Source organism: Nocardia sp. NPDC004568 (assembly GCF_040609955.1).
Taxonomy (GTDB): Bacteria; Actinomycetota; Actinomycetes; order Mycobacteriales; family Mycobacteriaceae; genus Nocardia.
Genome location: NZ_JBEXLL010000005.1, coordinates 97,814 through 117,125 on the forward strand (window position 1 = coordinate 97,814; position 19,312 = coordinate 117,125).

Here is a 19,312-nt window from a genome sequence, read left to right on the forward strand (position 1 = left end):
CTCGGACCGCCTCTCCGCCGACAGTGGGCCACTATCGATCTTAGAGTCCGGCACTGATCTGCTGGATGTCGGGCCGGGGCAGAAGACGCGGTAATTAGTGGCAGAGTTCGGCAGCCCGACCCGCGCCTGCGCACTATGTGTCGTCAGGCGCGCCTCCGATTTTCTCGTTCCGGGTTAGATGACGAGTGAGCTCCCTCGGCCTGGACACCGGCTGCCGGTAGAGCCGGAGGATACTGCAGCGGGACGGATCGGTTTCCGGCCGAATTGCTGCAGACCCGAAGCGGTGTCTACGTCAGGATCTTCCATTCGAATTGTCCCGATGACCTAGGGTTCCCAGCTCATCAGCGGACGCCGCTTATCTCCTCTCGAGAACTCCATGCAGTGCCACCTGGTGGTCACCCCGGTTACGAGAAATCCTGCTGGGCGGTTCCCGGGTGTTCGATGCGTCCGAACCATGATCACTCCGGACACCCGCGAATCCGATCACGCATACAGCTGGACAGCGGTTCCCGTTGCGGTGGCAGGCACCGGGGCAGCAATGTGTACGGGCGCACCGTCGATACCAGGACAGTCTGCCGCTCGTCCCGTCCGAGTTGGCGGGGTGCCCGGGTTCAGCTGTGTGGTGTGTGGCGCCGGAGGAAGTCGTCGATCAGGGCGTTCACCGCGTCCGGTACTTCGAGAGCGACCAGATGGGCGGCGTCCTCCAGGAACGCCAGCTCGGCACCGGGGATGGCGCGCGCCATCCCTTCGACCTCGGCGGGCGGGAAGGTCGCATCCTGCCGGCCCCCGACGACCAGTGTGGGCCTGCGGATGGAGGCGGCGAGTTCGCGCTGGTCCGGACGGCGGACGACCACGCTGCGCACCGCATGCGCCGCCGACCCGATATCGTTGGCGCGCACGGTGCGCCGCACCTGCTCGACCACCTCCGGCCGGGTCCGCATCGTCTCCGGACCCAGGAACGCGGAGAGCGCGGCGGGCACGAGCGGCCCCCGGAATCCCCCCAGGACGTGCGCCAGTGCGAGTAGGGCGCCGTATTCGAGGCGCTGCCGCGTTCCGGCCGGCGAGGCGGTGCCGTTCATCAGCACGGCGGTCAGGACCCGCTCGGGATAGAGCGCGCCGAAGGTGGTGCCGATCATGGCGCCCCAGGAATTTCCCACGATGTGCGCGCGGTCGATCTCGAGCGTGTCGAGGATGCGGAGCATTGCCTGCGCGCATTCACCGAAGGTGAACGGCCGGTCCAACGGGGTGCTCGCGCCGTGGCCCGGCGGGTCGACGGCGACGGTGGTGAACCGCCCGGAGAAGTGCGTGATCTGACCGGCCCAGAGCGCGTGGTCCATCAGGAGGCTCGGCCACAGCAGCATTGCCGGGCCCGTGCCGGTGACCCGGACCCGGAGTGTGCCCAACCCGGTGGGGACATCCCGGTCCACCCCGCTCAATTCGATTCTCCCGTCGCCGTCGGCAGCTGGTACGGCATCCGCTCGCCGACCATCCGGAGATGCTGTCCGCTCGGGAGGCAGCAGCGGCCGCTCTCGACATCGTGCACCAGATCGCGGTAGATGAGCTGCAACTCCGCGAGGCGCGTCCATTCGAAGTGCATGAGCTCACCGGACGGGTCCCCGTGGCGCAGCAGATGGAACGCGCGGGCGGCGCCGGCGGCGATCACATCGATGAGCTCGCCGAGGGTGCACTCGTAGACGCGGCTACCGGGGGAGGGGGCGGGTAGATGCCGCGCGCTCCAGGCGTCGATCTCGGCGATGAGTGTCCGCCGACGCGATTGCAGCCGGATACCGGCGAGGCCCGCTTCGAGCCGATAGGACTCCGACAGCGCCGACGCGAGGCCGCACACCGTACCCTCGGCGCGGCGGCCGCCGACCGCGTACAGCAACTCGGTGGCCGTGGGCAGGCAGGATGTGCCCGAACCGGGCTGTGGCAGCCGCACGGTCACACCGCCCTCGGGACGATGCTCGGCGAGCACTGCACCGCGGTCCGGGAACCTTCTGCGCGGCCGTGGACCGACGAGCATCCATTTCCGGGCGCGCGATACAGCTGAAGGTGCATGCGTGAGTCGTACTTTCGCGATGGATTCGGTGTGCAATGAACCGGCGGGGGCCCGAGGGAGAATCAGCGGCCGACCCATTGGGCTCGCACCGGCATCGCGTTTCTCCGCCGCACAACTTCTCGAACTCCGATCGGTGCCGGAATCCGGTGGCATCGCACGAACGAGGAAGTGCGTGGTGTGCCCGATCGGACCTGGCTTTGTCATCGTAAGGTGGCCCGGCGGCGTCGCCTATGGGCCGGCGTCATGAAACATCGGCGCCCTCTCGTGCTGTGCGCACAAAACGGCAGGGCCCCCCTTCCCGGTTGCGCCGGATCCGGCGGTCCTGTGGCGTGAAAACAGTGTATGAGCATTCGTTTCATCGGGCGCCGTTCACGGAAAAGGGGGTAGGCAGTACGCGCCGAGGTCGGCGCCGCAGCGCCGCCGGACCCAGTGCGCCAACTGCGTGGGGGTTTCCAGGTGCGCGGCGTGCCCGGTGCCGGCCAGGACCCGCCACTCGACACCGAAGGCCGCGCCCAGGGCCTGGACGGATCGGTGCCGGGCCGGCGACGAATACCGACCCACGGTCAGCGTGATCCGCTCCGCCGACCGGACCGGCGGTCCGGGTTCGAACGCGCGGAACATCGCGAGTTCCGCGGCGACCGTCTCGCGCGAGGCCGTGGTGAGTCCGGGGTGCCAGCTCGGCCCGTAGAGAGCGCCGCCGAATCCGGCCACCCCCTGCTGCCGAAATGCCCGGGCCACCTCGTCGAGCAGACCCGGTGCCAGCGACCCCGCCGCCGGTTCGTGCAGCAGCGCTGCGGCGAATTCGACACCGCGGGCGGCCAGCTCCAGGCCGAGTGTCGCGCCACCGCTCACTCCGACCACGAGCGCCCCCTCGCACAACGGCGCGAGGGCGGCGATCTCGGTGTCCATATCACCCGATTGCGGCCGGTCGGGGGCGTGGATCTCGACGGCCGGGCCGAGGGCGGCGACGGTGCCCGCCCACACCCGGCTGTCGGTGGCCACGCCGTGGATCAGGACGACTCTCATGCGGTGACGGAGTGCTTCCCGAGCGCGGCCAGCAACTGGTCGGAGGTGGCGACCGCGCCGAAGATACCGCCCTGCATGGTCACCATGCTCAACGCCGCCTCGTGGTGTGCGCGTTCGGTGGCCCCGGTGCAGTCGGAGAGGATCAGGCATTCATAGCCGCGATCGTTGGCCTCGCGCATGGTGGTGTGCACGCAGACATCGGTGGTGATACCGGTGAGGACGATGTGGGTGATTCCGGCGCCGCGCAGCAGCAGGTCGAGATCGGTGGCGTAGAAGGCACCTTTGCCGGGCTTGTCGACGATCGGTTCGCCGGGGATCGGCGCGACCTCGGGCACGATCTCCCACCCCGGCTCACCGCGCACCAGGATCCGTCCGCACGGGCCCACACTGCCGATTTCCGCGCCGACCCGCGCGGAACGCCAGCGTTTGTTGGCGGGCAGGTCGGAGAGGTCGGGGCGGTGGCCTTCGCGGGTATGGATCACGGTGAGACCGAGTTCGCGGGCGACGGCCAGGACCCGGGCGGTGGGTTCCAGGCCGGCCCGGGTGAGGGACAGGTCGTAGCCCATCTGGTCGACGTAGCCGCCGGGGCCGCAGAAATCGGTCTGCCAGTCGATCAGCAGCAGCGCGGTGCGCGCCGGGTCGATCGGGCCGTCGAACGGCCAGGTGTAGGGGGTGGCGTCCACGGTGGTCGGGGTCATGCGATCAGCTCCTTGTCGCGTCGCGCGGTGAGGGCCGCGCCGAGGGTGAGAATCAGGGCGGCGGCGGCGAAACCGATGACGGCATCCGACAGCCACGGGGCGAATCGATGGGTGAGCAGGGCGGCGACCGCGCCGCCGGCCCAGGCGGTGAACGCCGGCAGGTGCCAGCGGGCGCGGCGGTCGCGCGGGCCGAGCCCGAACCGGGGCAGGACCAGCTGGTCGAGGATGACCACGGCACCGATCGGCGGCACGATCACACCCAGCAGGTTCAGCCACTGTTCGAAATACGACCAGATACCCGCGACCGCCAGCAGCACGCCGACCGCGCCCGAGATGAGGGTCAGCCGCCGCATCCGGCCGCCGGAGAGCTGGCTCCAGCCGACCGCGCCGTTGTAGAGACAGTGCGCGCAGACCGAACCCAGGTTGATGAACACGAACGCCACGGCCAGCGGAACCAGCAACCCGCCGTGGTCGACGAGGAGGCCGAGGAAGTTCCCGCCGTCGGCGGCGGGATCGGCGCCGCCGCCGAGGGCGACCACGAGTCCGCCGATCACCAGGGCGATCGAATTACCCACCGGGAAGGCCGAGGCCGCGGCGAGGAAGGCCTCGCGGCCGTTACGGGACCAGCGGGTGAAATCGGCGGTCATGGTGCCGGAATCGATGAAGGAGGCGATGACGAGGGTGACCGCCGCCCCGAAACTCATCGCCGCCGCGCCGGCCTGCCCCTGATAGGAGGTGGGCGAGGAGCCGCCGTCGGCGACCGCGAGCCCGATCGCGACCAACCCCAGCACGATGTACACCGGCGCCGCGATCATGCCGATCGCCGACAGCGCCCGGATACCGAGCAGGGTCACCGCGATGAAACCGAGCCCGGCGGCGAGCGCGGTGAACTGTTCGTGCCAGCCCAGGGTGTCGTGCAGAATCGCACCGGCCATACCGGTCTGGAAGGCGAACCAGCCGATCACCACGGTCGCCAGGAAGGCCGAGGGAAGGAAAGCACCCGCTTTGCCGAAGGTTTCGGCGGCGGACAGGGCGAAGTTCTTACCGGTGCGCCCGGCGAGCACGCTCAGCGCGCCGACGTAGAGCATCATGCAGATATTGCCCACCGCGATGGCGAGCAACCCGAGCCAGAAGCCCAGTGAGTAGACGATCAGTCCGCCGAAGACGGCACAGGTCAGCACCATCGGGAAGCCGAACCAGACCGCCGAGACCGAGCCCAGGCCGCGCCGCCGGTCGGCCGGCACCGGGACGTTCTCGAACTCCTCGATCTCCCAGGTCTTCTCGGGTTCGGTCAGCGTCGCGGTGGTCATGGCGCCTCGGTCCCTTCGGGGGTGGGGAGTTCGTAGATCACGGTGACGCTGCCGCCGCCCGGCGGACCCTGGTGCTCGGCGCCACCCGAGACATACACCGCGCCGTCGCCTTTGAGTGCCGACAGCAGGCCGCCGACGGCACCGCGGGCATGCCGGGTGGCGTTGATATCGGAATCGGTGAGCATGGTGTGGCGCAGCCCGCGGATCGCACCGCTCGGATCGGCCTCGGCCTTGGCGAAGATCTGCCGCACCGTGCCCCCGGCCGCCGTGACCTGCGCGAGCAGCCGCTGCACCGAGTCCAGATCGATCGCGTCGGCCATATGACCGTGCAGCGCGCGCAACGGGTTGGCCGCGGTGGGGCTCTCGGCGACCACCAGCACATGGCAGTCGTCGAGTTCGGCGCCCGCGCTGGCCGAGGCCCGGGCCGACCAGACATCGGCCGCGCCGGCCAGCGCCCGCAGCGCGGTCTCCCGATCGCATTCCCCCAGCGCCACCGCGATACCCAGCGAACTCGCCGCCCGCGACCAGCCCATCGACGCGTAGGTGTCGGTGGCGACCGGAGTCCGCCCCGCGGCGTGCAGCGCGGTGATCTTGTCGGAGGTGAGCAGCGGGCATTTCACCAGCACGAGATGCACATCGGCGGGGGTGACACCGAGTTCGGCGAGCAGTTTGCCCACGGTATCTGTGACCGTATCGACCTGCTCGGCCCGGCCGATCTCCCCGGGATCCAGCACCCGGCTGCGGCGGGCCGCCGCGACCAGGCCGCGATCGAACCCGGCGTGGCGGCGCTCGTCGCGGACGAACATGTTCACGTGCGGGCTGAGCACCCCCTCGGTACCGCCGGAGAACACGGTGACCGCGGCCTCCGGTAGCCGTGGCTCCCAGACGGCGGTGGCCAGGGTGCGGCTGAAATCGTTGACGCAGCCGTTGCCCTCGGTTTTGCCGATCACCGAGACGAGATCGCGGGTGTGGAAGCCGCTCTCGGTCAGTACCTCGAAGGGCCGGGTGTCGCCGGGATCTGTAGTGGGCACGGTCAGCAGGGCGATGCCGGTCATGCGGCGGTCTCCTTCGGGGTGCGGGCGGGGGTGAGGTGGTCGAAGACGAGGTTCAGGACGAACGCCACGATGACCGTGCTGGTGATCGCGCCGCCGGCGATGATCCGGACCGAGGAGGGGAGCCCCTCGTAGACCTCCGGCGCGACCACCGGGATCATGCCGATACCCATGGCCAGCGACACCACGAGCAGGTTGTCGTTGCGCGAATAGTCGACCCGCGCCAGCGTGGCGATGCCGACCCCGGCGACGGTCGCGAACATGACCAGGCTCACCGAACCGATCACCGCGCCCGGCAGATTGGCGACGACCTCGCCCATCTTCGGCACCAGCCCGAGCGCCACCAGCAGACCGCCCGCCACGGCGACCGCTCGGCGGCTCGACACCCCGGTCATCCGCACCAGGCTCACGTTCTGCGCGAAGATCGTGTCCGGGAACGAGGTCAGGAAGCCGCCCAGCACCGCCGAAGCGCCGTCGGCGCCCAGGGCGCGGGCGAGCCGGTCCGGTTCCAGCGGGCGGCCGAGATGGTCGGCGGTGGCCATGAGGTAGGCGGTGGATTCGGTGAAGATCACCAGCATCACCAGGCACATCGAGATGATTCCGGCGATCGGGAAGGTGGGGGTGCCGAACAGGAACGGATCGGGCAGCCCGAACCAGGCGGCGCCGCCGACCGCGCTGAAATCGGTGAGCGAGAGCGCGGCGGCTGCGATCGTGCCCAGCACCAGGGCGATAAGGACCGCGGATTGCGCGACGAGACCCCGGCCGTACCGCATCAGCACGACGATCAGCACGACCACCCCGAGCGCCAGCGCCAGCGGCGCGCCACCCGCCGGTTCGTCACCGAAGGTCATGGATACGGCCTTGCCGATCAGCGACAGCCCGATCATGGTGACCGCCGCGCCCCGCACCATCGGCGGGAAGAAACGGACCAGCTTGGAGAACGGGATCGCGACCAGCATGCCGAAGATGCCCGCCGCGATCATGGCGCCGTACACGGCGGACAGCCCGTACTCCTCGCCGATCAGGATCATCGGCGTCACCGCGGTGAACGAGGCCCCCGCCACCACCGGCATCCGGGCCCCGAGCAGCTTCCCGATACCGAGCGCCTGGACGAGCGTGATGACCCCGGCGACCAGCAGGTCGGCGTTCACCAGGGTGGCGATGGTGGAGGTGTCCAGCCCCAGGGCGGCGCCGAAGACCAGCGGGACCGCGACGCAGCCGGTGTACATGACCAGCACGTGCTGGATGCCGAACAGTGTTGTGCGCCAGAAGGGAAGGCGAGCGGGGGGGGAGCCAGCCGCGGCGACTGGGTCGGGGCAGCGTCTGTGGACATGGGACCTGGCCTCGGGCAGAAGAAATGAGCAACACAGAATTTGTATACAAATACTGTTTCGGTGAGGTTGCTCGGCGTTCCAGAGTTGTGAGTTATGCAAGATCGGGCGGTGGGATCGTTTTCTTGTATACAAATATTGCTTATTCGTACCGATCGGTCTTGTGTTTCGGCCTGCTCGGGCGTGAGACCCGAGCCGGCGGCCTCCGGGACGGAAGCGCCACCCGCGCGGGCGCGGTGGTCCGGACCGAGCGCTCGGCAACGCGGGGTCGGCCTACTCGCCGGATCGGGCCACCTGCCGACCGTATGCACGATCATCGCCACGGCTTGCGCCTCGTCGACAAGCGCGAACGGTGCCGGATCATCCGGCGTTCTCTGCACCGCCGTGCGCCCCCGGTTTCCGATAGTGCACGGGCCGAAGGGCGACCTCGATCGTCGTCGGCGGCGACCCGGTGAGCGGGGTCGGACGGGCCGTCCGCGGTGGGCCGAACGTACGCGAGATGCGCGGAACGGTTCGGGCCTCAGCCCGGTGTCGCCGCGGCGTCCATATCGGCGAGCAGCTCCTCGTCCCGCGCGATGTGCTCGTCCATCAGATACCCCGCCTGCACCGGCGACCCGTTGAGAATCGCCTGCGCGATGGCCACGTGGTCCCTCCACGAGATATGTGTGCGGCTCTCCAAGCGCTGCCCGAAGATCCAGGACACCCGCTCGAGAATCTGCTCCAGCATGGCCCGCAACTGCTGATTACCCGACGCCTCGGCAACGAGGGTGTGGAACCGCAGGATCAGCGGCGGCAATTCCTCGTGCGCCTGGATCGGATCCGCCGACCGGCCCAGCTCCACCACCCGCGCCAGTTCCTCGGCTACCGGCCCGCCCTTCGCGCGCGCGGCCAATTGGGCGGCCAGTACCTCGAGGCCCCGTCTGATCTGCACCAACTCCCGTGCCGCCGACCCCGACGGCGCCGATACGGTCGCCCCGCGATACCGCACCAGCGTGACGAACCCCTCGCTCTGCAACTGCGACAGCGCCTCGCGGACGGGGACCCGGGAAACCCCGAAACGCTCGGCCAGGTCCACTTCGCGCAACCGGTCGCCGGGGGAGAGCCGGCCGCCGAGGATGTCCTCGCGGACGGCGTCCGCGACGGCGGTACCGGGGGCGGTCCGAGGGGTGGGCTGGGAGGCGGTCACGGTGGTGAGGGTAATCGGAGGGCTCGGGTCGGCGTGCTGTAGGACGCGAAGGGGAGTCCTGGCCTGACGCACTACATCGCTATTTCCTGCGGTTCGACGATAAGCGAGATCGAGGTCGGGGAGTGCAGGTCACGGCGACCGGTCGGTACAGATCGGGACGACACCGTTGTGGGGAATTCGAGAAATCCGGCGTCGTGGTCATCGTGCCCCGGTGGTGACCGGCATGACGAACCCGCCCTCTGTAGTCTGGACGGCGCTTCCCGGATCGCACCGCCTCCCGCCTTGTGCTCGTCTGGTTGCGTACGGGCGACATGCCAAGAAAGGCAAGGATTAACGCTGCAACGTACACTCGTGATAAGTCGAGTGGGCGGCCGCCACAGGTGTAGTGGCTGGAGGGCTTGGCTTGGTGTCGCTTGTCATGCCGAGGTCGGCAAGTCACCGGTCAGCGCGGCCGCATGGTCGGTGCGATCCAGGTATGTGATGATCGGTCGTCACGGCGGGTTGCCATGGCATGACGCATATCGCGGGCCTCGGGGCCCGGTCACGTCCTTCGATGGAGGTGTGGAAGCCTGGTGCTTCGATCCGATCTGGCGTTGGCTCTGTTGGAACCCTGCGACATCCTGCGCGACAAACTGACACGAGCGGCGGAGCTGGTCGCCGAAAGCTACAGGTCTGCCGCGAGGGGCGGTGCCCACCATGCGTCCCTCACCCTCACCGGTGCCGATTCGGCAGGCAAACGCACGATCGAGGGCGCCGGCGCGAAACTCGCGAACTTCGACAGGCCCCATTCCGCACTCCGACACCAGCGCACCCTCGATCACTCTCACCAGCGGTTCGAGGCCGGTGCACGCAGCGGGTCGCTGGCCGAGCTCCGGTTCGGCCTCGAGGTCGAGGCCCACCGGCGTCTCCGCGTGAACCCCGACGCCGCACACGAGATCGGAATCCGTTTCAAAGAAGCCATGTACCGGGGATATCTTGCGATCCCATCCAAAAAACGCAAAGATCCGAAGGACGCCCGCTACGAAGCCGCCAGAGCATGGCACACCGCCATCACCGGAATCCCCACCGATAAAGCCATGCGTCAAGCACTCGAAAGAGTGCGGATGCATGCACAACGTGAGGGTATGCTGCGCTCTGTGATAGCGGCCGAATCCGGTTCTGTCTACCGCGGTTCCTCACCGTACGGGCCGAGTGTCGAGTTCTGTGAAGCAATGTCGAAGATGCTGCGCAAGCCGATCGACGAATTCTGGCGTGAATGCCGACGCGGCGGGAAATACGAAGCATTCTATGCCGAGTACCTGCATGTTCGTCAACTGGACGACGATGTGCTGACAAGGTGGTATGAGGACTTCAAGCGGTCGATGTCCAAAGGATTGGGCACAACATTAACACCTGAAAATTTCGCAGACTACTTAACCTCGGCCGGGCGAGATGCTCTACAAAAATACGTTGATTCGCAGGTGATCTCCTCGTCCACCGATATAGGTCTGTTTCATTTCGCTTCGCTTCCCCAGCCGCCGAGGATGCAAGCGGAACTTTTCCAAGGTTCGATCCCGGCGCTGGACGAGCGGGCGATGCTCACCAGAGCGGGCATCCAGCATGCGCAAGGTGAATTCGTCACAGAATTCTTCAAGCCCGACCCGGACGAGGATGTGCTGCGTATTACTGCACTCAAGGCGTTGGGACTGGACGAGGACTTGACAGGTCCCCTTCAGCCCCGTGGACGGAAACCAGCGGGACGTTGCCCCGCCGTCAGCATCATCGGCGACGACGGCACACCGACGAGCAGGGTTTCACTGCAACTCACCCACCTCTTGGGGCGCGAGACCTACTGGTGGCCCGGTGCGTGATCTCCGGGGGCAGTTTCATGGTCGTGACCCGAGCAGGATGTGTTCCCTGCGCAGAAGGAAATCAGCTCCGGACCAGGTTCCGACGCACCCCGCCGCCCGGCATGGACCCCGGACAGTTCGATGAAATGTCCGATCGCCCCGCATGCCGTGACTCCACCAGTTGGAAACACGTGCTCAGCGCAGGCGCGTCCCGGCGCTTTGGGCTCGGGCGGGGTCACCCGGTGAAGGCAACCATGATTGCTGTGATTCCGAAAGGGGACATCCAGCACCGGGATGAACCCGCGCTACCCGGCGCACCGAACGGTGGCGGGATGTGCTCCTCGCACATGCGGAGATGAGCCCACCGCGCACATCCGGTACTGGCGCACTGACGAGTGCTTCCCGCGCCCACGGGGAGGAATACGTTTTGGTGCAGGGTGACTCAGCTGGTGGAGGCGGTCGCGAACGGGGTGCCGGTGGCCGCGACCGGCCGGTCGACCGGCCGGTGCCACAGGCCCTTCTTCTCCAGGATCGGCAGCACCCCCTCACCGAACCAGTACGCCTCCTCGACGTGCGGGTAGCCGGACAGGATGAAGTGGGTGAGACCCAGCCGCGAGTACTCGACGAGTCGTTCGGCGACCTCTTCGTGCGAGCCGACCAGCGCGGTGCCCGCCCCGCCGCGGACCAGGCCGACGCCCGCCCACAGGTTGGGGGCGATCTCCAGGCGGTCGGTACGGCCGCCGTGTAGTTCGAGCATGCGGCGCTGGCCCTCGGATTCGCTCTTGGCCAGATTGGCCTGCACGCGTTCGATATCGGCCGGGTCGATGCCCTGGAGCAGGCGGTCGGCTTCGGCCCAGGCGGCCTCGGAGGTGTCGCGGGTGATGACGTGCAGGCGGATGCCGTAGTCGAGGGTGCGGTGGCGTTCGGTGGCCAGGCCGCGAATCCATTCCAGTTTCTTGCCGACCGCGACCAGCGGTTCACCCCAGGTGAGGTAGGTGTCGGCGTATTGCGCGGCGACGGGGCCCGCGGCGGCGGAGGAGCCGCCGAAGAAGATCGGGGGGACCGGGTCGGGGTGGTTGTTGAGCAGGGCGTTGCGGACCTGCAGATGTTTTCCCTCGAAGCTGATCGGTTCCCGCGACTCCCATAATTCGCGCACGATGTGCAGGAATTCGCCGGTGCGCTCGTAGCGCTGCTCCTTGTCCAGGAAATCGCCGAACGCCTGCTGTTCGTGCGGTTCCCCGCCGGTGACCACGTTCAGCAGCAGTCGGCCCCGGGAGTGCCGCTGGTAGGTGCCGGCCATCTGCGCGGCGAGGGTCGGGCTCACCAGGCCGGGGCGGAACGCCACCAGGAACTTCAGGGTCTCGGTGGTCTCCACCAGCATGGCGGTGGCCAGCCAGGCGTCCTCGCACCAGGCGCCGGTCGGGGTGAGTACCGCCTCGAAGCCGTTCTCCTCGGCGGCGCCGGCGATCTGGTTCAGGTAGCGCAGCGAGGCGGGGCGGTCGCCGGACATGGACGTGCCGTGACCACCGGCCATCAGGCCGCGGGAATCGCCGTAGGTGGGTAGGAACCAGTGGAACGACAGACTCACCGGAAATCTCCTCGAGGGGCTCTGGAGCGGACAGTGCGGTGGCCGAGCTCCTCGCCGGGCCGATCTGTGATCCTGGCCGACCACGGGCGCGGTGTCACCCGTTGGAATCGGCGGGATTTTTTGCCGCGAGTGTTTCGATCTGCCTGCGTGTAACCGGTGAGGGACAGCGCGGGGTCGGTGATCGTGGATTGATGACTTCCACGGCACAACCTGTCTCCGATACCGATCTGGACGCGGTGTTCGCGCCGATCTTCGCCGATATCGCGGCGGGCGCGGTCGAGCGCGAGATCGACCGCCGGCTCGCTCACGACGAAGTGCGCCGGTTGCGCGCGGCGCGGTTCGGCGCGCTGCGGGTGCCGGTCGAATACGGCGGGTACGGCGCGAGCGTGCGGCAACTGTTCCGGCAGCTGATCGAACTGGCCGCGGCCGAATCGAATCTGCCGCAGGCGCTGCGCGTGCATTTCGTGTTCGCCGAGGACCAGCTGCTCGCCGAGGCGGGTCCAGCGCGTGCGGAGTGGTTGCGCAAGATCTCGCGGGGGACGCTGGTCGGGAACGCGATCACCGAACCCGGCGTGGGCGCGGTGGACCGCTACCGGACCCGGCTGACGCCGTCCGGGGACGGCTGGCTCCTCAACGGCACGAAGTACTACAGCACCGGATCGCTGTACGCCGACCACATCCTGGTCGCGGCCGACCGGGACGGTGAACGGGTCGGTGTGTTGGTGGACGCCGAGGCCGAGGGGGTGCGTCAGCACGACGACTGGGACGGTTTCGGGCAGCGCCTGACCGCCAGCGGTACCACCGAGTTCACCGATGTCGCGATCGCGCCGGATCGTGTGCTGGGCCCGGGTTACGGGGACGCGGGCCCCACCTATTCGACCTCCTATTTGCAGTTGTTCCAGCTCGCCGTACTGGCCGGTATCGCGCAGCGGGCCGAACGCGACACCCGCGAATGGGTGGCCGCGCGCCGTCGCGGTTACACCCATTCCGCGGCCGATCTGCCCCGCCACGACCCGCTGGTGCAGCAGGTGATCGGCCGGTTGTCGGCGGCGGCCTTCGGGGCCCGCGCCAGCGTGCTGGCCGTCGCCGATGTACTCGACGAGGTGATCGCCGCCGGCGCCACCGAGGAGCAGGGTCTGATCGATGCCGAACTGGCGGCGGCCCAGGCGCAGCTCGGGGTGATCGATACCGTGCTGGCCGCCACGACCCAGCTGTTCGAAGTGGGTGGCGCGTCCATCACCTCGGAGGGGCTGCGGCTGGACCGCCACTGGCGTAACGCGCGCACCATCTCGGTGCACAACCCGGCCATCCAGAAGGCCCGGGCCATCGGTGACCACCTGCTGAACGGCACTGCGCTGCCGTTCGCGTGGAGCGCGGGGGAGCGCAAGCCGGAAGGAGCGGTGTGATGGCCCGGCGGATCCGCTTCAACGCCTTCGATATGAACTGTGTCGCCCACCAGTCTCCCGGACTGTGGCGGCATCCCGACGACCAGTCGCACCGGTACAAGGAGCTGAGCTACTGGACCGAGCTGGCCGCGCTGCTGGAGCGTGGGCGGTTCGACGGCCTGTTCATCGCCGATGTGCTCGGCACCTACGACGTCTACGGCGGCGACGATCGCGCGGCGCTGCGCAACGGCGCGCAGATCCCGGTGGCCGACCCGCTGCTGCTGGTCTCGGCGATGGCGGCGGTGACCGAACATCTCGGCTTCGGGATCACCACCGGCACCGGATTCGAGCACCCGTATCCGTTCGCCCGCCGGTTGTCCACGCTGGACCATCTGACTCGCGGCCGGATCGGGTGGAATGTCGTCACCGGGTATCTGCCCTCGGCCGCGCGGAATTTCGGGGCCGACGATCAGCTCGACCACGACGACCGCTACGACCAGGCCGATGAATACCTGGAGGTGCTCTACAAGCTGTGGGAGGGGTCCTGGGAGGACGACGCGGTCGTCCGCGACCCCGTGCGCAATATCTACGTCGACCCGGCGAAGGTGCACCATATCGGTCACTCCGGCCGGCACTACACGGTCCCCGGCGTGCATCTGTCCGAGCCGTCGCCGCAGCGGACACCGGTGATCTTCCAGGCGGGTGCCTCGCCGCGCGGGGTGCGCTTCGCCGCCGAGAACGCCGAGGCGATCTTCGTCGCCGCACCGTCGAAACGGGTACTCGCGCAGACGGTATCCGGTATCCGGGCGGCGCTGGAGGCGGCGGGCCGCGACCGCTACGCCGCCCGGATCTACGCGCTGGCCACCATCGTCACCGATGCCACCGACGAGGCCGCGCACCGCAAACACGAGGAATACCTGTCCTACGCCGGCGTGGAGGGCGGACTGGTGTTCATGTCGGGCTGGATGGGAATCGACCTGTCCCGCTACGACCTCGACGATCCCATCGGCGAGGTGGAGAGCAACGCGATCCGTTCGGCCGTGGCGGCGTTCCAGGAGTTCGACGACGACGGCCGCGAGTGGACGGTCCGCGATATCGGGCGCTGGGCCGGGATCGGCGGGATCGGGCCGGTGTTCGTCGGCTCCGGTGCGACGGTGGCCGACCGCTTGCAGGAATGGGTCGCCGACACCGATGTGGACGGGTTCAATCTCGCCTACGCCGTCACGCCCGGGACTTTCGAGGACATCGTCCGGTATGTGATCCCGGTATTGACCGAACGCGGTGTCTACCCCACCGAGTACGTGCCGGGAACGCTGCGTAACGCGTTGTTCGAACGCGGGGACCGGCTGCCGCCCGAGCATCGGGGCGCCCGCTATCGGCTGGGTGGTCCCGGCTCCACCGTGCTGCCGGACGAGGTGTCGCGCAATGTCGCCGGCGAATTGATCACCTAGTACGTGGGGGCCGGACCCGCGTGCCGCCCGCCCCGGTCTGTCCGAGCGTGATCGTCGCCTCGACGATCTCGCCGACCGCCGCATCGGGGCTCTCGCGGTGGCGGCCTCCTCGAGGACGAGAAGAACGAGTGGCGCGTCGTTGTCACCGAACGACTCGATGCCCGGTGCGGCCTCATCGACGTCGGCAGTGGTCTTCGGATCACCGGAAGACGTCGTGGCTCGAGTGGGCTCACCACACCGGGCCCGCCGACCGGAATTCCGCCATGGACATACCACGGCGGCGCCGGACGAGGTTGCGCAGCGTTCCGCCGTTCAGATAGCCGACTCTCGCGGCCACGGTGTCCACCGTCAGCGGCGTCGTCCGCAACAGGCGCGCGGCACGCTCGAGGCGGATATCGTCCACGAACTCACGGGGGGACCTGCCGAGTTCGGCCTGGATGGCGCGTTGCAGACTGCGTTCGGTAACACCGAGTTCCGTGGCGGCCCGGGAAATCCGAAATCCTTCACCGATGTGTTCGCGGACCCACCGCTCGAAACCGGAGGTGAGCGAATGGCCTGCGGCAACCACCTCGGGAACGGCGAAGTTCGCCTGGGTCCGGCGGTTTCCGTCGGCCAGGTACCGGCCGGTGAGGTCGGCGAGCGCGGGACTGCGTGCGTGCACGAAGGACAGCGCCAGGTCCAGATGTGACAGCGACGCGCCTGCCGTGGTGACCCTTTCGCCGCGGCACAGTGTGGCGTTCTCATCCAGGTCGACTTCGGGGTAGCGCCGCCGGAAGCTCGGGCCCAGCCACCAGCTGGTGGTGGCGCGGCATCCGTTCAGCACTCCGGCCTCGGCCAGCAGGAAGGTCCCCGTACACGCGGCGCCGAGCCGGGCGCCGCCGGCGTGTATACCTCGGATCCGATCCAGCACGGCGGCGTTCTCGGGTGCGGAGACCAGGTGGATCAGGGCCTCGGCCTCGAGCGTGCTGACCGCGGGTATCAGGAGTAGATCGGGATCGTCGGCGAGTTCGCCGAGCGGGACGGTGGGCACGGTGTGGCCGTGGCCCGAGCGGATCTCGGTACCCAGCGACGCGATCCGTACCCGCCACGGTTCCGGCGGCGAGTCGAGGGCCGTGCGCGTCGCGTTCGCCGTGGCGAAGGTTTCGAGGAGGGCGGTGAACCCGAAGTCGGCTATACCGTCCACGACGAATACGGTGACGTCCATGTCGTGAATAGTACGAAAAATGTCGTTTCCGACACTCCTGTTCGGGTGGAATCGGTTCTACGCTTTCGCGATGAAGAGAACGCACCCGGGTCCGGCCGGTCGATCCACTCACCACCTCGACGTCCAGCGCGACACCCATCCCGGAGTGCACATGCCCACCCTCACCACCCGTGGCCCCCATCACATTCGCCTCACAGTCACCGATATCGATCGGTCCCGCGACTTCTACCGTGATGTGCTCGGGTTCGACATCGTCGCCGAATCTCCTGGACGCCCGGGCGATCCAGAGGTGCGCAACGATCCGCACCGGCTGTACGGGGGCTGCGTCTTCCAGGCCGGCGCCCTGCTGCTGGGGCTGCGCCCGGTCGCGCCCGCCGGGGAGATGTTCGACTCCGAGCGGGTAGGTCTGGACCATCTGAGCTTCGGAGTGGACTCCCGGCAGGACCTCGTCACTGCGGCCGAACGGCTGGCGGCCGCGGGTATCGAGCACGGCGAGGTCGTCGAGATGGACCAGTTCGGCATCGCGATCCTGTCGTTCGACGACCCCGACGGGATCCATCTCGAGCTCACGGCTCCGCTGTGATCCCGGCGTTGTACGACCCCCGCGGCCGCCCGACAGCACTCGGCACTTGCGATTGTCACGTGGGCGCCGGACCCGCACTCGATCGTGCCGCCGACCGGGAGCCGTGGAGCGAGCTGTCCGGGGCCGAGCGAACGGTCGCCCTACTGGCCGCCGCGGGCTGGACCGACCGGGCCATCGCGGCCCGCCGGGGCACCTCGGTGCGCACCACCGAGGCGCAATTGGCCTCCGTCCTACGTAAACTGGTGATCGGTTCGCGGTACGACATCGCCTCGTTCGTCCCCGATCACCTCGTCGCGCAGGTCCGGCAGGAATCAGCGGGCAGAACACCACGCCGACGGCGTCTGCACCGCCGGGCGCAGGCGCGGGTCCGGCAGTAGGCCCCTTTCCCGCGTCGATCAGAGCCCGGACAGCGACCGCACGAAAACTTCGGCGATCTCTTCGAGTCCGCGCCGGTCGGTCTCGTCGAAGCGCGCGACGCGTGGACTGTCCAGATCGAGTACGCCGATCAGCTCACCGTCGCCGATCAGCGGTACCACGATCTCCGACCGGCTGTCGGCGTCGCAGGCGATATGGCCGGGATAGGCGTGGACGTCGGGGACCAGTTGGGTGCGACGGGTGTGTGCGGCGGTACCGCACACCCCCGCGCCCGGCGCGATCCGGACACAGGCCGGTTTGCCCTGGAAGGGGCCGACGACCAGCTCGCGGCCGTCGTAGAAGTAGAAACCGGCCCAGTTCACCTCGGGCAGACTGTGGTAGATCAGCGCACTCAGATTGGCGGCGTTGGCGATCCGGTCGGTTTCACCGGACAGCATGGCGGCGGCCTGCGCGGTGAGCTTCCGGTATCCCTCGGCGCGGTCGCCGGTCAGCGGGACGAGATCGAAGGTCATGCACCGCATGCTAGAGCGGCAACGGCCGCCCCGGTTTCGCCGAAACCGTTGATCGTGTCATGAAAAGCGCTGCCGTGCGGTGCGGTTCGGCATCAACTCGCGGTGAGTGTAATAGTGCAGCTCGGCCGCCGTGATCGTGACCATGGCGCTATGACAACACAGCACACTTCCCACCGTAAGGCCGTCGTGATCGGGGCCGGGCAGACCGGCGTGACCGCGGCGCTCGGCCTGCTCGACGCCGGCTTCACGGTCACCGTCTACAGCGACAAGGACCAGCGCGACCTGCGCGACAAGGTGCCGGCCACCGGTACCGCGCTGATCTTCGGCGAGGCCCAGGCCGCCGAAGCGGCGCTCGGGCTGCCCACCTACCTCGACCGCGCACCGCTGCACAGCGGCCTCACGGTCCGTGTCGCCGGCGGCGGCGAAGAACTGATCGCCTTCGACGGCGCGTTCGACGGGTTCCACGGCCTCGCGGTCGACACCCGCCTCAAGGCCGACGAACGGCTCACCACCTTCCTGGAACGCGGCGGCCGGTTCGTCGTCGACCCGGTGACCCCCGAACGGCTCGACCCGATCGCCGCCGACAACGATCTCACCCTGGTGGCGACCGGCCGGGGCGGGTTGTCCCAGTTGTTCGCGGTGGACGAGACCCGCACGGTGTACGACGCGCCCCAGCGCAGCCTGCTGACCGTCACGGTGACCGGTCTCCCGCACGACGAATCTGTCTTCGCCCACCGCAGCCCGGCCGGCGGTGGCCGCAGCGGGTTCTCCATCGTCGCCGAGGAAGGGGAGGCCTGGTGGGGGCCGTACCTGCACAAGGACGCCGGGCCGACCTGGGCGTTCCTGGGTTGGGCCCGGCCGGGCGGCGACTGGGAGAAGCGGTTCGCCGCCGCCGATTCGGCGGAATCGGCGCACCGGATCGTCACCGACCTCTACCGCGACTACCTCGACTGGGACCTGCCGGAGGTACTCGCCACGAAGGTACTTTCCGAGGATCCGCACTCCTGGCTCAAGGGGGCGGTGCGGCCGCTGTTCCGGCGCGGGGTCGGGCACACCGCGGGCGGGCATCCGGTGGCGGCGCTGGGGGATACCGCGGTGGCCTACGACCCGATCGCCGGGCAGGGGGCGCAGAGCGGGCTCATCCAGGCACAACGCCTGGTCGCCGCGGCGGCCACGCACGACGGCGCCTTCGACGAGGCCTGGATCACCGCGCAGTACGAGGCGTTCCTCGATGCCCGCGCCGAGGACGCCGCCAAGGTCACCCGGTTGTTCCTCAGTGACCCGGAGTTCGCCGAGATCGGCGGCCAGTTCTTCAGCGCGGCCGCGGCCGACCCCCGCTTCGCGTCGGCGCTCGTGGGCACACTGCACCGCCCGCAGGCGGCGCGCCCGGTGAACTCGGTGGCGGACGCGCACCAGCTCATCGCCCAGGTCACCGGCGAGGACGCGGCCGAGGTGCTGGGCCGGTTCCGGCCCGCCGGCCGGTTCAGCAGGTCGGACTACAACGGAGCCGCGGCCACCGCCTGACCCGCGCCACCGACCCCGGCGACTCGGCGGCCGCCCGGTCGCCGGGCCGCCGGCCGCGAGCCCGAGTACCGGACACGGGTCGCCGGTACTCGGGTGCGGGTCGACGGGCTGTCCCGGCCACCGCGCCCGGGCACACCAATGGAATAGGTTCCCGCCGATTCAAAACCTCGTCCGCCCACAACCGCGCTGGTGAACTGGA

Annotated in this window: 17 protein-coding genes; 6 read left to right on the forward strand and 11 right to left on the reverse strand. The window is 68.7% G+C overall.

Annotation, left to right across the window (positions count from 1 at the left end):
* Positions 1 to 611 precede the first annotated feature (611 nt).
* The 8 genes from ABZV91_RS04350 to ABZV91_RS04385 all read right to left on the reverse strand — a co-directional run bounded on the left by ABZV91_RS04350 (position 612) and on the right by ABZV91_RS04385 (position 8,662).
* On the reverse strand, positions 612 to 1,436 hold the full coding sequence (locus tag ABZV91_RS04350; RefSeq protein ID WP_355235224.1) for an alpha/beta fold hydrolase: 825 nt from the start codon (positions 1,434 to 1,436) through the stop codon (positions 612 to 614).
* On the reverse strand, positions 1,433 to 1,975 hold the full coding sequence (locus ABZV91_RS04355) for a hypothetical protein (protein ID WP_355235227.1): 543 nt from the start codon (positions 1,973 to 1,975) through the stop codon (positions 1,433 to 1,435). The genes ABZV91_RS04350 and ABZV91_RS04355 overlap by 4 nt, the downstream gene beginning before the upstream one ends.
* A gap of 453 nt (positions 1,976 to 2,428) precedes the next feature.
* Positions 2,429 to 3,085: an alpha/beta hydrolase gene (locus tag ABZV91_RS04360; RefSeq protein WP_355235230.1), complete on the reverse strand. Its 657-nt coding sequence runs from the start codon at positions 3,083 to 3,085 to the stop codon at positions 2,429 to 2,431.
* Entirely contained in the window at positions 3,082 to 3,783 is a 702-nt protein-coding gene (locus ABZV91_RS04365; protein WP_355235233.1) for an isochorismatase family cysteine hydrolase, read from the reverse strand. Before ABZV91_RS04365 ends, ABZV91_RS04360 begins: the two co-directional genes overlap by 4 nt.
* Entirely contained in the window at positions 3,780 to 5,093 is a 1,314-nt protein-coding gene (locus ABZV91_RS04370) for a cytosine permease (protein WP_355235236.1), read from the reverse strand. Before ABZV91_RS04370 ends, ABZV91_RS04365 begins: the two co-directional genes overlap by 4 nt.
* Positions 5,090 to 6,148, reverse strand: coding sequence for a ring-opening amidohydrolase (locus ABZV91_RS04375; protein ID WP_355235239.1), 1,059 nt, complete (start codon positions 6,146 to 6,148; stop codon positions 5,090 to 5,092). The genes ABZV91_RS04370 and ABZV91_RS04375 overlap by 4 nt, the downstream gene beginning before the upstream one ends.
* The gene (locus ABZV91_RS04380) at positions 6,145 to 7,737 is read right to left on the reverse strand and encodes a nucleobase:cation symporter-2 family protein (protein ID WP_355235242.1); all 1,593 of its coding nucleotides are present in this window, start codon (positions 7,735 to 7,737) and stop codon (positions 6,145 to 6,147) included. Before ABZV91_RS04380 ends, ABZV91_RS04375 begins: the two co-directional genes overlap by 4 nt.
* Positions 7,738 to 7,996: 259 nt before the next feature.
* Positions 7,997 to 8,662 carry a GntR family transcriptional regulator gene (locus ABZV91_RS04385; protein ID WP_355235245.1) on the reverse strand — a complete coding sequence of 222 codons (666 nt, stop codon included), beginning with the start codon at positions 8,660 to 8,662 and terminating at the stop codon, positions 7,997 to 7,999.
* A gap of 593 nt (positions 8,663 to 9,255) precedes the next feature.
* Between ABZV91_RS04385 and ABZV91_RS04390 the strand changes: the two genes are divergently transcribed.
* A complete protein-coding gene (locus tag ABZV91_RS04390) occupies positions 9,256 to 10,512 on the forward strand; it encodes a hypothetical protein (protein ID WP_355235248.1) in 1,257 nt (418 codons plus the stop codon).
* 421 nt (positions 10,513 to 10,933) lie between these two features.
* Here the strand turns inward: ABZV91_RS04390 and ABZV91_RS04395 are convergent, their stop codons facing one another.
* Complete coding sequence (locus tag ABZV91_RS04395) at positions 10,934 to 12,079, reverse strand: LLM class flavin-dependent oxidoreductase (protein ID WP_355235251.1); 1,146 nt, start codon at positions 12,077 to 12,079, stop codon at positions 10,934 to 10,936.
* A 191-nt stretch (positions 12,080 to 12,270) separates the two neighbouring features.
* Here ABZV91_RS04395 and ABZV91_RS04400 point away from each other — a divergent pair, with 191 nt between their 5' ends.
* On the forward strand, positions 12,271 to 13,485 hold the full coding sequence (locus ABZV91_RS04400; protein ID WP_355235254.1) for an acyl-CoA dehydrogenase family protein: 1,215 nt from the start codon (positions 12,271 to 12,273) through the stop codon (positions 13,483 to 13,485).
* On the forward strand, positions 13,485 to 14,915 hold the full coding sequence (locus tag ABZV91_RS04405) for an LLM class flavin-dependent oxidoreductase (RefSeq protein ID WP_355235257.1): 1,431 nt from the start codon (positions 13,485 to 13,487) through the stop codon (positions 14,913 to 14,915). The genes ABZV91_RS04400 and ABZV91_RS04405 overlap by 1 nt, the downstream gene beginning before the upstream one ends.
* Before the next feature lie 229 nt (positions 14,916 to 15,144).
* On the opposite strand, the gene ABZV91_RS04410 is transcribed toward ABZV91_RS04405, so the two are convergent.
* Complete coding sequence (locus ABZV91_RS04410; RefSeq protein WP_355235260.1) at positions 15,145 to 16,119, reverse strand: helix-turn-helix domain-containing protein; 975 nt, start codon at positions 16,117 to 16,119, stop codon at positions 15,145 to 15,147.
* Positions 16,120 to 16,189: 70 nt separating this feature from the next.
* Here ABZV91_RS04410 and ABZV91_RS04415 point away from each other — a divergent pair, with 70 nt between their 5' ends.
* Together ABZV91_RS04415 and ABZV91_RS04420 are read left to right on the forward strand one after the other, a co-directional pair.
* Positions 16,190 to 16,702, forward strand: a complete 513-nt coding sequence (locus ABZV91_RS04415) for a VOC family protein (RefSeq protein WP_355235262.1) — start codon at positions 16,190 to 16,192, stop codon at positions 16,700 to 16,702.
* Positions 16,703 to 16,761: 59 nt separating this feature from the next.
* Entirely contained in the window at positions 16,762 to 17,079 is a 318-nt protein-coding gene (locus tag ABZV91_RS04420) for a helix-turn-helix transcriptional regulator (protein WP_355235264.1), read from the forward strand.
* An 18-nt stretch (positions 17,080 to 17,097) separates the two neighbouring features.
* On the opposite strand, the gene ABZV91_RS04425 is transcribed toward ABZV91_RS04420, so the two are convergent.
* Positions 17,098 to 17,589, reverse strand: a complete 492-nt coding sequence (locus ABZV91_RS04425) for a GAF domain-containing protein (RefSeq protein WP_355235267.1) — start codon at positions 17,587 to 17,589, stop codon at positions 17,098 to 17,100.
* Between the two features lie 150 nt (positions 17,590 to 17,739).
* Between ABZV91_RS04425 and ABZV91_RS04430 the strand changes: the two genes are divergently transcribed.
* Positions 17,740 to 19,113: a styrene monooxygenase/indole monooxygenase family protein gene (locus ABZV91_RS04430; protein ID WP_355235269.1), complete on the forward strand. Its 1,374-nt coding sequence runs from the start codon at positions 17,740 to 17,742 to the stop codon at positions 19,111 to 19,113.
* Positions 19,114 to 19,312 lie beyond the last annotated feature (199 nt).